The organism is Vibrio sp. Y42_MX_L11, from assembly GCF_024181785.1.
In the GTDB taxonomy this organism is placed as follows: Bacteria; Pseudomonadota; Gammaproteobacteria; order Enterobacterales; family Vibrionaceae; genus Vibrio; species Vibrio diabolicus.
In genome coordinates this window covers 26,353-39,639 of sequence record NZ_JAMZAP010000008.1, presented here as the reverse complement: position 1 = coordinate 39,639, position 13,287 = coordinate 26,353, and the positions used below count along the sequence as shown (strand labels likewise).

Below are 13,287 nucleotides of genomic sequence, written 5' to 3'. Positions count from 1 at the left end.
TTTTTCCCATTTAGGAATTAGTCGAATTCGATTTATGATAGTGGGATAACGGTGGCATTGAGTTCGGGCAAGGTCATCCCAATCTATCTATGTACCAGATAAAATTTATAAGCTCTTGGAGAAAGTAATGGCGACTCATTTTGACTATATCTGTATCGGTGGCGGCAGTGGCGGCATCGCATCTGCAAACCGTGCGGCGATGTACGGCGCGAAAGTTGCGCTAATCGAAGCTCAAGACCTTGGCGGTACCTGTGTCAACGTAGGTTGTGTACCGAAAAAAGTAATGTGGCATGGCGCGCAAATCGCAGAAGCAATGAACCTGTACGCAGAAGATTACGGTTTTGATATCGACGTGAAAGGTTTCGACTGGAGCAAGCTGGTTGAGAGCCGTCAGGCGTACATTGGTCGTATTCACCAATCTTACGATCGCGTTCTTGGCAACAATAAAGTAAACGTGATTAAAGGCTTTGCTAAGTTTGTTGACGAAAAAACTGTCGAAGTAAACGGTGAACACTACACAGCAGATCACATCCTGATCGCGGTGGGTGGTCGTCCTACTATTCCAAACATTCCAGGCGCTGAATACGGCATCGATTCAAACGGCTTCTTCGACCTAGCAGAGCAACCAAAACGCGTTGCGGTTGTGGGCGCAGGCTACATCGCAGTTGAAATTGCTGGCGTACTGCACGCGCTAGGTACAGAAACGCACCTGTTCGTACGTAAAGAGTCACCACTACGTAGCTTCGATCCAATGATCATCGATACGTTGGTTGAAGTGATGGACGCAGAAGGTCCAAAACTGCACACCCACTCTGTACCAAAAGAAGTGGTAAAAGAAGCCGATGGCAGCCTAACTCTGCACCTAGAAAACGGTGAAAGCCAAAACGTTGACCAACTGATTTGGGCAATCGGTCGTCACCCAGCGACAGACGCAATCAACCTAGCGTCAACCGGCGTGGCAACGAACGAAAAAGGCTACATTAAGGTAGACGAATACCAAGAAACCAACGTGAAAGGCATCTACTGTGTGGGTGACATCATGGAAGGCGGTATCGAGCTAACGCCAGTAGCAGTTAAAGCGGGTCGTCAACTTTCTGAGCGTTTGTTCAACAACAAACCAAACGCGAAGATGGACTACGATTTGGTACCAACTGTGGTATTTAGCCACCCACCAATCGGCACTATCGGTCTTACAACGCAAGAAGCAGAAGAGAAGTACGGCAAAGACAACATCAAAGTTTACACGTCTGGCTTTACGGCGATGTACACCGCTGTTACTAAGCACCGTCAACCATGTAAGATGAAGCTTGTATGTGCGGGCGAAGAAGAAACGGTTGTTGGTCTGCACGGCATCGGTTTCACGGTAGATGAAATGATCCAAGGCTTCGGCGTAGCAATGAAGATGGGCGCAACCAAAGCAGACTTCGACTCTGTTGTGGCTATCCACCCGACGGGCTCAGAAGAGTTCGTAACGATGCGTTAATTGCGCTGAAATCGCATTGCTGATTTCAGCGAATCATTTGAAAAGGTCACCTTAGGGTGACCTTTTTTTGTTAGCCCATGCTTAACTCGCATTCTCCAATAACGTGCGAATAAACTCGGCTTTGATAGCACTCTCCTGCTTACCGTCATGAATCAGGCATAAGTCTGCACGCAGTGATTCTTTCAGCTTGATAAAACGAATCCCATGCCAATGATGCTGAGAAAACGTCGACGGCACCAACGTCACGGTATTGCTGTTTGCTACATACGCCAGCAAGGTGCTTGGCTCCACCACTTGTTTGCCAATATGGGGTGAAAAGCCTTCTTGCAGACAGGCATTGATGATGAAGTTTGCCGAGGCTGAATTCGCCAAACTCATAAACGCAAACTCACACGTCTTTAAATCTTGGAGCCGCAGCAAAGATTTGCTGGCTAACTCATGTTGCTCCGACACCGCCACCACAAACACATCTTTGCCCAAAGATACCGACTGATACGGATAAATGTTGAGTGCATCAGCAAAACGCACAATGCCCACATCGATTTTCTTCTCGCTCAGGTGCTTCTTTTGCGTCTCTGGGTTGAGGTCAAAAATGTCGGCGTGATAAGTGTCATGCTCAGCATGGAAGCGCTGTAACAGACGATCAAATCCGCCCCAAAATGCGCTACTTACCACACCAACTCGCAAAATGTTTCTCTGGTTCAAGCCCACTTGCTGCACTTGATTGAGCGAGACATCCAAGGTCTGAAAAATCAGTTGGCATTTGGACTCCAACAATCGTCCGGCCTCCGTCAGCATGACGTTTCTTGAATCACGCTCAAACAGTTTGACGTTAAGCACCTCTTCCAACTCTTTGATGCGATTGCTCAACGGCGAATTGGTGATATTGAGATTCTCAGCCGCCTTAGTGAAATGCTTGGTTTGTGCGACCTCGTAAAAGTAACGCAGCATCTTCAGCGTCACGCGCTCAAATGGTTCTGACTTCATGCATTGAGTCCTAGCGAATTTCATCATCCTCTTTTTAAGGATGATAGTAACGAATAAAGCAAAGATAACCAGCGCAGAAAGTCACACAATGGAATCAACACACAACCAGAAGGTGACTAACATGAATCACGATCCAGTAATCGGCGCACTACAAACCATTCGCGAACGCAAACCAAACTTCCAACCTAAAGCGGCGTTTATTTTAGGCTCTGGCTTAGGCGTATTGGCAGACGAACTACAAGACAAAGTGGTCATTCCATACGAAGAGCTCGAAGGCTTTCCGGTTAGCACCGTGCAAGGCCACTCTGGTGAGTTGGTACTTGGTACCATGGGCGGCGTAGACGTAGTGTGCATGAAAGGTCGCGGTCACTACTACGAACACGGCTCAATGAAGGTCATGACCACGCCCGTGCGCACCTTTAAAAAGCTGGGCTGTGAGTTTTTGCTCGTCACCAACGCAGCAGGCTCACTTCGCCCTGAACGCATTGATGTCGGTTCTCTGGTGGTATTTCATGATCACATTAATACCATGCCTGAATCGCCAATGATCGGTCCGAATGATGAAGAGTACGGCCCGAGGTTCTTCAGCCTCGCCAATGCGTACGACAAAGACCTACGTGCAGAAGCGTTTGAAGTCGGCAAAGCCAATGGTATTCACCTGAATGAAGGTGTGTTTGTCTCTTACACAGGCCCCAACTTTGAGACCGCAGCCGAAATCCGCATGATGCAAATCATCGGTGGTGATGTCGTGGGCATGTCGGTCGTGCCAGAAGTGATTTCTGCGGCGCATTGCGGCTTACCCGTATTGGCAGTATGTGCGATCACCAACATGGCAGAAGGCTTGGGAGATGTAGAATTGTCTCACGCCCAAACATTGAAGTGCGCGAAGCTAGCCGAAGCCGATTTCATTCGCTTTATTAAGCGCTTTATGAAGCATCACTTCTAAAGCCGTTTCATCCCAAAAAGAAAAAGGGTCATCAAGTTACTTGATGACCCTTTTTCGTATCACGTTTCCCAACGTTCGGGGGCATTTCGGAGCCGTTTGTGCGTTTTACTTAACTGCGCGAACCAATTCAGCAATGCCTTCCCAATCGCCGTTGTCCATCATTGCGGTTGGCACCATCCACGTACCGCCACAAGCTACAACCGATTTCAGCGCTAGGTAATCTTCCACGTTGGATGGGCTTACGCCACCTGTTGGCATGAATTCAACTGGGTAAACCGCCGTCAGTGCTTTCAGCATGTTTACGCCGCCTGATGGCTCAGCAGGGAAGAACTTCAACGTACGCAGACCCATTTCCATCGCTTGCTCAACCAAGCTTGGGTTGTTTACACCCGGTACGATAGTCACACCACGTTGCTGACAGTATTTCACTGTGGTTGGGTTGAAGCCTGGGCTAACGATAAAGTCCACGCCCGCTTCGATTGCGATATCCACTTGTTCTGTGGTCAGAACGGTGCCCGCGCCAATCAACAGTTCTGGGTACGCTTCACGCATGATGCGAATCGACTCCGCCGCCGCTTCGGTGCGGAATGTCACTTCCGCACATGGTAAACCGTTTTCTACCAACACTTTTGCCAGTGGCAGAGCGTGTGCTACGTCGTTGATTGCGATAACTGGGACGATTTTGATTTCTCTTAATCGTTGTTCAAGTGTTGTCATGGGGAACCTCTAAAGAATAAAGCTTAATGTTGCGACGATAATAAACGCGATACCGCCAAGTAACGTTTCCATTACCGTCCAAGTTTTTAATGTGGTTTTCTCATCCATCTCAAGCAGACGAGAGACCAACCAGAAACCAGAGTCATTGAAGTGAGACAGTACCGTTGCACCACCCGCAATCGCGATTACGATAAAGCAAAGGTCTAGTTCACTCAAACCTGTTGATGCAGCCACAACTGGCGCGATAAGAGCCGCCGTAGTGGTTAGCGCTACAGTTGCCGAGCCTTGAGCAACACGCAAACAGGTTGAAATCACAAACGCCGCCACAATCACAGGCATACCTGTGTCTGTAAGAACGTCAGCCAGTGCATCACCGATACCACTTGAGCGCAGTACGCCGCCAAACATGCCACCTGCGCCCGTTACTAGGATAACACCACAGATTGGAGCCAATGACTCACCACATAATTTTTCTAGTTTTGCCATGCCGTAGTCTTTGGCAAACACAGCCAGACAGACAATCAAAGTAATCAGCAACGCGACTGGGGTTTTACCTAGCATACGTAGGAACTCAACTAGTGCCGTTTTGCCATCAATCAAACCTGCAACCGCCAGTGTGTTCAATACCGTATCCAAACAGATTAGCAGGACTGGCAGCACAAGGATGGTCATAACCGTGCCAAATTTTGGTGCGTTGCGCTCATCCACCATCGCTTCGCCATTAAAGAAGGCTTTAGATAGTGGGATATCGAATTTTTTGCCCGCGTACAAGCCAAATAGGTAAGCGCCAAGGTACCAAGTGGGAATAGCAACCAAAATACCCACCACCAATAGCAGACCGATGTTTGCGCCAAGGAATTCTGCCGCTGCAACCGGACCTGGGTGTGGTGGAACAAACGCGTGCATAACCGCAAAAGCACCGGCAGCAGGCAACGCGTATTTAATTGGTGAGCCACCAAAACGAGCCGCCACACTTAGGATGATTGGCATCATCACTACAAGGCCAGCATCGAAGAAGATTGGGAAGCCAAACAGTAATGAAGCGACGCCCAAAGCAAATGGTGCGCGCTCTTTACCAAAGCGACCAATCAAAGTGTCTGCCAGCACTTTCGCACCGCCAGTCACTTCAAGAATTTTACCGATCATCGCACCAAGACCAACCAGTAATGCCACGGAAGCCAGTGTGCCGCCGAAGCCGCCCATCATGGTCGATACGACTTTCTCAGAAGGAACGCCAGTGGCGATTGCTGTGCCTAAACTCACCATAGTAAGGGAAGCAAAAGCATGGACTTTCAGTTTAATGATCAGAACGAGTAACGCTGCAATGGCAAGGCCTGCAATCGTCAGTAGGAACGTAGGATCTGGGGCTTGGGTTAATTGCTCCATAGGTTCACCTTTAAGAATTATTGTTTGTGTTATGGTTCACATTTATTTCAGTTACCGGTAACATGTTACCGATAACATGAATAAGATAAACCCATATTTTAAAGTGAATTCAAAAATTGAGATCACGCGCAAATTTGGTTATGAGGATAAGTTATGGCTGGTAGTAGTGTCATCGTTATGGGCGTTTGTGCTAGTGGTAAAAGCACAATTGGTGAGCATCTAGCGAAAAAGCTAGGACGTAAATTCATTGATGGTGATGATCTTCATCCACGAGCGAACATTCAGAAAATGGCATCGGGCCAGCCTCTGAACGATGATGATCGCAAGCCATGGCTAGAACGCATTCGTGATGCGGCGTACAGCCTAGAAAGCAAAAACGAGCACGGCATTATTGTCTGTTCAGCACTGAAAAAGATTTACCGCGATCAGATCCGCGAAGGCAACGACAACGTGACCTTCCTGTTCCTTGATGGCGATATGGAGTTGATCCTTAATCGCATGCGTATGCGCAAAGGCCACTTCATGAAAGAAAACATGGTGAAGAGCCAATTCGAGACGCTAGAGCGCCCAGACAACGAGCCTCAAACTCTGATCGTCAGTATCGACGGAGACATCAGCGACGTGGTGGAACGCTCTGCCGCTGAGCTAACCAAAATGCAAGCGATCGAGGTGGCGTAATGACTCACTCTGTTGTTCTTAAGGTCACACAACGTTTGACCGAGCGCAGCCGTGAAGCGCGCGCTGCGTTTCTTGCTCGCACCGAAGTGCAAGCCGAAGCGGGCAAAGGCCGTATTGGCTTATCTTGTGGTAACTTAGCCCATGCAGTCGCCGCTTCTTGCTCTTCTGAAAAGAAAAATATTCTCGATTTTACTCATGCCAATGTCGCGCTGATCAGCGCCTACAACGACATGTTGAGCGCCCACCAGCCGTACCAAGACTACCCAGCGCAAATCAAACAAGTGCTGGCGGACTACGGCCATACAGCGCAAGTCGCAGGTTGTGTGCCAGCGATGTGCGATGGGGTGACTCAAGGTCAAGCAGGCATGGATATGTCGCTGTTTTCGCGTGACTTAATTGCGCAATCAACGGCGTTGTCTTTGAGTCACAATGTCTTTGATGCCACATTACTGCTTGGTATCTGTGACAAAATCGCCCCGGGGCAACTGATGGGCGCGCTGTCTTACGCGCATCTACCGACTGCGTTTGTACCAGCGGGTCTGATGGCAACAGGCATCAGCAACGAAGAGAAAGTCGACGTGCGCCAAAAATACGCAGCGGGTGAAGTCGGCAAAGACGCTCTGCTGGATATGGAGTGTCGCGCTTACCACTCTGCGGGTACGTGTACGTTTTACGGCACCGCCAACACCAACCAGTTGGTGTTCGAAGCCATGGGCTTGATGCTGCCAGGTTCGGCATTCACCCATCCCCATACCCAACTGCGTAAAGCGTTAACCGATCACGCCGCTCTGAAAATTGCCTCAATGACGGCGGGTTCTGCAAACTTCCGTCCATTGTCTGAAGTCGTCACCGAAAAGAGCCTGATCAACGGTATTATTGCGCTGTTGGCATCGGGTGGCAGCACCAATCACACCATTCATATGATCGCCGTGGCGCGTGCTGCGGGCATCTTGCTCACGTGGCAAGACATCAGCGATCTGTCGGATGTGGTTCCTTTGTTAGCTCGCGTTTACCCGAACGGCCCAGCCGATATGAACGCGTTCCAAGACGCGGGTGGCGTGCCTGCGTTATTGCACCGCTTGAACGAATCCGAGCTTTTGCATCGCGATGTGAAACCCGTGTTTGGTGAATTTGAAGACCAAATGACGCTGCCGAGCCTTGTCGATGGCCAACTGACTTGGACACCGTGCCAAGGCAGCCAAGACGGTGACGTGATCGCCAAACCAGACGCCACTTTCCAAAATACTGGTGGCACTCGCGTATTGACTGGCAACTTGGGCAAAGCCGTGGTGAAAGTTTCAGCGGTGAAAGAAGAGCAACGCGTGATTGTTGCACCAGCGATCGTATTCCAATGCCAACACGAAGTGGAAGCCGCGTACAAACGAGGTGAGCTGAACAAAGATTGCATCGTTGTGGTCACACACAACGGCCCAGCGGCAAACGGCATGCCTGAACTGCACAAGCTGATGCCAATTTTAGGTAACGTGCAAAAAGCGGGCTTTAAAGTGGCGTTGGTTACTGACGGTCGTTTATCTGGCGCGTCAGGTAAAATTCCGTCTGCGATCCATGTTTCTCCAGAAGCCATTCGTGGCGGCGCGATTGGTTTGGTGCGCAACGGCGATTTGATTCGTCTGGATTGCCAAACGGGCGAATTGAACAACTTAAGTGACACCACTGGTCGCGATTTGATTCATTTCGACACCGAATCTACCCAACAAACATGGGGACGAGGCTTGTTTAGCGTGATCCGCCAAAACGTCTCTAGCGCAGAAGAAGGCGCAAGCTTCATTGTTTAAGGCGAGAAGAAAGACCGCGTCATTTCGACAAGCCTAAGCAAGATCAGGAATTTAATATCAACGTGCTGTGAAGCCAGAGAAAACACCTCTGCCACAGCACTTTTTTGTTGGTAGATTCTGAATCACGCTCGTCCCTCGCTGTTCAGAATGACGAGATGTGGGATTGGTCATTTTTCTTTTTCAATAAACTAATGAATCCGTCATTCCGACGAGCCTAAGCGAGATCAGGAATCTACTATCAACGTGCTGTGAAGCCAGAGAAAACACCTCTGCCACAGCACTTTTTGTTGGTAGGTTCTGAATCACGCTCGTCCCTCGCTGTTCAGAATGACGAGCTTTGGGATTGGTCACTGTTCTTTTTCAATAAACGAATTAGTCCGTTATTCCGACGAGCCTAAGCGAGATCAGGAATCTAATAGCAAAATGCTGTGAAGCCAGAGAAAATCCCTCTGCCACAGCACTTTGTTGTCGGTAGATTCTGAATCACGCTTGTCACTCGCTGTTCAGAATGGCAAGCTTTGGAATTGGCCTCGGTTCTTTCTAAAAAACGAATAAATCCGTCATTCCGACGAGCCTAGGCGAAATCAGGAATCTACTATCAAGGTGCTGTAAAGCTAGAGAAAACAACTCTGTCACAGCACTTTTTGTTGGTAGGTTCTGAATCACGCTCGTCCCTCGCTGTTCCGAATGAAGATATCTGGGGCTCAGAGGATTGCATTAAGCGGTTTTCATCACCACGACCGCAGCAATCACCACAAAGATACCAAACCAGCCGATTGGCTTGAGTTTCTGCTTAAACAGCAAGGCACCACCCACTGCGGTACCCAAGATACCAATCGCGCCCCAAGAGGCATAAGCAATGGCTAAGTCGATCTCTTTCACCGCTTGCGCCAACAGCGTGAACGCAGCCAGTACCAACACAATCGCGGTAATGCCCCAGCCTTTGTATTTAAAGCCGTGAGAACGTGTGAGCGCCATATTGGCCACGATGTCGACCAAGGCAGCCATCACGACAAATCCAAATGACATCGTAAAAAATTGACTCATGATTCACACCTTACACTTGTAGAAAATGAACGTTCTTTTGCCGATTTATCGGCGTTTTTCTTGGTGTTAGATTGACCGTGTGACTCACCTAAAGTCACACAAACGATGCCGATGACAGCTAACATCAAACCAAGCAGCTCTTGGGTATTTAAGTCAGAATCAAACAACACGATTGAAACGACCGTGATCAACGAGATACCCAACCCTTCCCAGACAGCGTATGCCACACCGATCGATATTTTCTTCGCGGCAAACGCGAGAAAGTAGTAAGAGATTGCGATCAGCACATACATTACGATGTAGCCCCACCACCCGTGCCCTTGTCCGATAAGAGACATTGTGCTGGTGCCAGCCACTTCGGCAACGATGGCGAGCAATAAAAATAGACGTGCAACTAGCATGATTAATCCTCCATCAGAAATTAAAAAAATGCATAACGGAGAATGGTGAATGTCGCGTACCTGTATCGACATTCAAAAAGTTAAAAAGATAAAAATGAGCCACTTCTCCTGACTATTTGAGATAAGGTTAGCGCTGGGTAGGAAAAAGAGACAGGTAATTGAGATATTCATTTTTGAATATCTATAGGATCGAGTTGCCTATGTAATCACACATTTTCTTCATGGTTATCTTATGCAGAGAATCTCGGTGACGCGAGACAATAACCAGTCATCACTGTGCGAAAATTAATGGCGTCTTCAGGGTTTGGCGTACCACTTTATGTAAGTGTCGGTGCAAAGGATGGTTGCGATTGGTTTGTAAGAAACCGCCAGAGACGACAAACTGACTAAACTCACGGTTGACCAAAGGCATAGCGTAAGAGTCCAGCTCCGGCATCAATACTGCTGAGCTTTGGCTGGCATACATAATCGCGTCGGTTTCTTGCAACATTTGGCACGCCACACGCAAATTATAGGATTTAAGTAACACCACAGGCTCATAGCCCATACGACGATATTCGGACTCCACGGTACAAAGTGGTTTATACGAAGCGGGCGCAGGCAGAGACACCAGAGGCAGTTTGGACACCGTGTCCCAATCATTACTGACTTTCGATAAAGTCGGGTGGTTTTTACGTGCCAAAATCACCCGTTTTTCAACAAACAACGGACGCATATAAATGTCTTTCGACAGCTCGGTCTCTTGGTCAAGAATGCAGTAATCGTGCTCGCCCTCTAGCATTTCATCGTGCGAGTAACTGTTCCAACTGGAAAAGGCAAAGTGCGCTTTGGGAAAGGCTCGATGACAGCCAGTTAGCAATCGCTGCCCTTGCTCATCCATCAAATAAGGGTCGGTCACAATCGCGATCTGCCCTTGGTATTGCAGTGGATCGAACACTTCAAACTCTTGCACCACTTTTTCCAGTGGTGCAATTATGTTGTCGAACTCGGCGGCGAGACGTATCGCCATCGGTGACGGCTCAACCCCATGCGCTTTACGCACAAACAGCGGGTCATCAAACACTTGCTTAAGCTTCATTACGCCGCGACTGGCACTCGGTTGAGAAATGCCCAGCTGCATCGCGGCCAGCTTGATGCTGCGGTTTTCCACCACGGCCTTTAATAAACGCATTAAGTTGAGATCCAATGCATCCAGCTGATGTGCCATACCCTAACCTGCCAATACCATTGATGAGCGAATACAGAGAGCAGTTAACTGCGAGTTAAACACTCTCTCCGGAGGTAATTTGATACCCCATATCAACCACTTTTTCTTCTTGCGCTTCACCTTTCAGACGCGCGATCAAAAGCTCTGCGCTCTTTTCACCGATTTTGAAACGCGGCGTATCGACGCTAGTCAGTTTGGGGCTGATGGTTTGACCGATATCCAACGCGTTATAGCCCACAACCGCCAACTGCTGCGGAACTTGAATGCCACGTTGTTGCGCGCTCAGCATGGTCCCTATCGCGATGTCATCGTTGGTACAAAATACGCCATCAAGCGTTGGGTGAGTTTCTAGCGCGCGTTCAAGCAAATCATGCGCTAAAGAGAAGCTAGAGTGATCACCCGTTAATACGTGCTTAGGTTCTAGCCCTGCTTCCGTCATCGCGCGATCATAACCTTGCATACGCAGCTTGGTTCGCGTATCCAAACGCGCCCCAAAATAAACGATTGTACGCTTACCTGAATCTAGCATCTGCTTAACCGCCGTGTACGAGGCATCTTCATGATCTAGCCCAACCGCCATATCAATCGGCTCTGGAGGCAACTCCATGGTTTCCACCACAGGGATCCCTGCATTTTTTATCATTTGCAATGTACGCGGCGTGTGATGGCTTTCAGTTAGAATAAGTCCATCGACCTGATAAGAGAGTAATGACGCGATCTTGCGTTCTTCTTCAAGCTCATCGTAGCTAAAATGCGCTAAAAGCGTCTCATAGCCATTGGCTTTGGTCACCATCTCGATGCCCTGAACAAAGGAAGCAAAAATTTGGTTGGACAATGAGGGCAGTAAAATACCAATGGCTTTACTGGACGACTTTGACAACATAGCGGGGGCGCGGTTTTCGATGTATCCCATCTCTTCAATCGCAGTCGCAATCTTGGCCCGAGTCTTTTCTGCCACCGATTCAGGGTTACGCATATAACGTGAAACCGTCATCTTCGTGACACCAACTTGGTCTGCGACATCCTGCAATGTCGTGCGAGTTTTCTTATTCTGTTGAGCCATAAATATGTGATTTATCAGTAATGTTACAAGTAACATTATGACGAATAGACTCTCTGCCGACAAGCTCAGTGAAAATAATTCGCAAAATCATGACGTTATTATTCTATTAGCCACCAAATTGCGTTTCATACATTGTGAGTCAAAGCCGAATAAATAAATGACATTTATATCAAAGTTCTTATAAAATGCCGTACCTAAAAGAATAAGACATTAGGCACAGTGCAGTTAGGCTCTAGCGAAACCCAGATTTACTATCACTTGCTTGATCTGGACGACTCCCAAAAGCAGCAATACCTCCAAGCATTGCAACAAAGTCAACCTGAGCTGTATCAACAACTCGTTCCTCTTTTAGCCCACGAGACACCTGAAGAACAACTAACGCAGTTACTTTACTTTGGTGCTCACCAGGCTACGAACCGAGACGTCGATCTAAGCGGAGAAGTCATCAGTAAGTATCGCCTAACTCATGAGTTGGGTCGCGGTGGCATGGGTGTCGTTTACGCCGCTCTACGGGCAGATGAAACGTTCGAGCAAGATTTAGCTATCAAGTTTATTCAAAGCAATTTGAGTAATGTGCTGGGACAACGTGCACTCTTCGATGAGGCACAACTGCTCGCGCGTCTAAACCATCCGTACATAGCGAAAGTGTTTGATGGCGGTCTTCATCAAGATTCAGTTTACATCGTGATGGAGCGGGTATTTGGTCAAACCTTAGATGAATACCTGTCAGAAAATAAGCTGGAAAAGACGGAAAAACTGCTGCTGTTTAAGCAGATTTGTCAGGCGATGGAGCACGCCCACCAGCATCATGTTTTGCATGCCGATCTAAAACCAGAAAATATACTGATCGATCGTAGCAAACGACCCAAACTGCTCGACTTCAACTTGACTCAAAAAGCGCACTCCACCCGAGAGGGAGCACCCTCGGCACTGATTGCGTTTAGCCAAAATTTTGCCAGCCCTGAGCAGCAGGCAGGACAAGTACTGACAGAGCAAAGCGATGTTTATTCATTGGGCAAAATCCTCGCTTTGATGTTTCCGTCACCAGCGGTTTGGTCTGATGTGTATTGGGTGATAAGACGGGCGACGCGTCCAGCCACCCAAGTGCGATACCCAGATGTGCGAGCGCTACGCATTGATATCGAGCGAATTATCGAACGTCGCCCTATCGAGCAGAAAAAACACTGGCCTTTGTATAGCGCCTTTCGCTTGGTGCAACGGCGCCCTCTTGCTTCTGCATTGTCAGGCATCATCGTGCTATCAGGTGTGCTATTTGGCAGCGCCATGATGCAAAAGAATATCCAACTGCAACAAGAGAAGAAGATTGCAGAAGATATGATGTACGAAATGACTCGCCTTATCTTCCACGCGAAGGGGCAGAATGTCGAACACCTCTCGGTGAGCTCCATGATGGAGTTAACACGAAGACGGATACTCTCTAATCCAGATATCCCCAAACATATAAAACAAAAAATGTTGTTGGCGATGATGACACCGGTGCCAAAGAAGCACCTAACTACTCCAATGAGTTGTCAGCCAAATTGTGCGTCTGAGGACAGCACCAACCAATAAGGCT

The 13,287-nt window shown here is 48.4% G+C and carries 12 protein-coding genes; 5 read left to right on the top strand and 7 right to left on the bottom strand.

Translation table 11 applies throughout. The features are described 5' to 3' along the window. Positions 1-127: 127 nt before the first annotated feature. Positions 128-1,483 (top strand): glutathione-disulfide reductase, encoded by a 1,356-nt coding sequence (gene gorA / locus NL643_RS10155; protein WP_054576810.1) that lies wholly within the window; start codon positions 128-130, stop codon positions 1,481-1,483. An 81-nt stretch (positions 1,484-1,564) separates the two neighbouring features. On the opposite strand, the gene NL643_RS10150 is transcribed toward gorA, so the two are convergent. After that, the gene (locus NL643_RS10150) at positions 1,565-2,470 is read right to left on the bottom strand and encodes a LysR family transcriptional regulator (protein WP_054576809.1); all 906 of its coding nucleotides are present in this window, start codon (positions 2,468-2,470) and stop codon (positions 1,565-1,567) included. A 121-nt stretch (positions 2,471-2,591) separates the two neighbouring features. Between NL643_RS10150 and xapA the strand changes: the two genes are divergently transcribed. Then, complete coding sequence (gene xapA / locus NL643_RS10145) at positions 2,592-3,416, top strand: xanthosine phosphorylase (protein WP_005379149.1); 825 nt, start codon at positions 2,592-2,594, stop codon at positions 3,414-3,416. Positions 3,417-3,521: 105 nt separating this feature from the next. Here the strand turns inward: xapA and NL643_RS10140 are convergent, their stop codons facing one another. Together NL643_RS10140 and NL643_RS10135 are read right to left on the bottom strand one after the other, a co-directional pair. Then, a complete protein-coding gene (locus NL643_RS10140) occupies positions 3,522-4,133 on the bottom strand; it encodes a bifunctional 4-hydroxy-2-oxoglutarate aldolase/2-dehydro-3-deoxy-phosphogluconate aldolase (RefSeq protein ID WP_005394384.1) in 612 nt (203 codons plus the stop codon). Between the two features lie 9 nt (positions 4,134-4,142). Then, complete coding sequence (locus tag NL643_RS10135; RefSeq protein WP_005478622.1) at positions 4,143-5,519, bottom strand: GntP family permease; 1,377 nt, start codon at positions 5,517-5,519, stop codon at positions 4,143-4,145. Positions 5,520-5,672: 153 nt separating this feature from the next. Between NL643_RS10135 and NL643_RS10130 the strand changes: the two genes are divergently transcribed. Both NL643_RS10130 and edd read left to right on the top strand, forming a co-directional pair. Next, entirely contained in the window at positions 5,673-6,197 is a 525-nt protein-coding gene (locus NL643_RS10130; RefSeq protein ID WP_046874172.1) for a gluconokinase, read from the top strand. Further along, complete coding sequence (gene edd / locus NL643_RS10125; RefSeq protein WP_253644372.1) at positions 6,197-7,993, top strand: phosphogluconate dehydratase; 1,797 nt, start codon at positions 6,197-6,199, stop codon at positions 7,991-7,993. Before NL643_RS10130 ends, edd begins: the two co-directional genes overlap by 1 nt. A 717-nt stretch (positions 7,994-8,710) precedes the next feature. Here the strand turns inward: edd and NL643_RS10120 are convergent. From NL643_RS10120 to NL643_RS10105, 4 genes are all read right to left on the bottom strand, one after another. Beyond that, entirely contained in the window at positions 8,711-9,040 is a 330-nt protein-coding gene (locus tag NL643_RS10120) for an SMR family transporter (RefSeq protein ID WP_053807555.1), read from the bottom strand. Continuing rightward, entirely contained in the window at positions 9,037-9,441 is a 405-nt protein-coding gene (locus NL643_RS10115; protein ID WP_253644371.1) for an SMR family transporter, read from the bottom strand. The genes NL643_RS10120 and NL643_RS10115 overlap by 4 nt, the downstream gene beginning before the upstream one ends. A gap of 271 nt (positions 9,442-9,712) precedes the next feature. Beyond that, on the bottom strand, positions 9,713-10,648 hold the full coding sequence (locus tag NL643_RS10110; RefSeq protein WP_005394374.1) for a LysR family transcriptional regulator: 936 nt from the start codon (positions 10,646-10,648) through the stop codon (positions 9,713-9,715). A gap of 55 nt (positions 10,649-10,703) precedes the next feature. Further along, a complete protein-coding gene (locus NL643_RS10105; protein WP_012841242.1) occupies positions 10,704-11,711 on the bottom strand; it encodes a LacI family DNA-binding transcriptional regulator in 1,008 nt (335 codons plus the stop codon). Positions 11,712-11,930: 219 nt separating this feature from the next. On the opposite strand from NL643_RS10105, the gene NL643_RS10100 reads away from it, so the two are divergent. Further along, a complete protein-coding gene (locus NL643_RS10100; protein ID WP_085343348.1) occupies positions 11,931-13,283 on the top strand; it encodes a serine/threonine-protein kinase in 1,353 nt (450 codons plus the stop codon). Positions 13,284-13,287 lie beyond the last annotated feature (4 nt).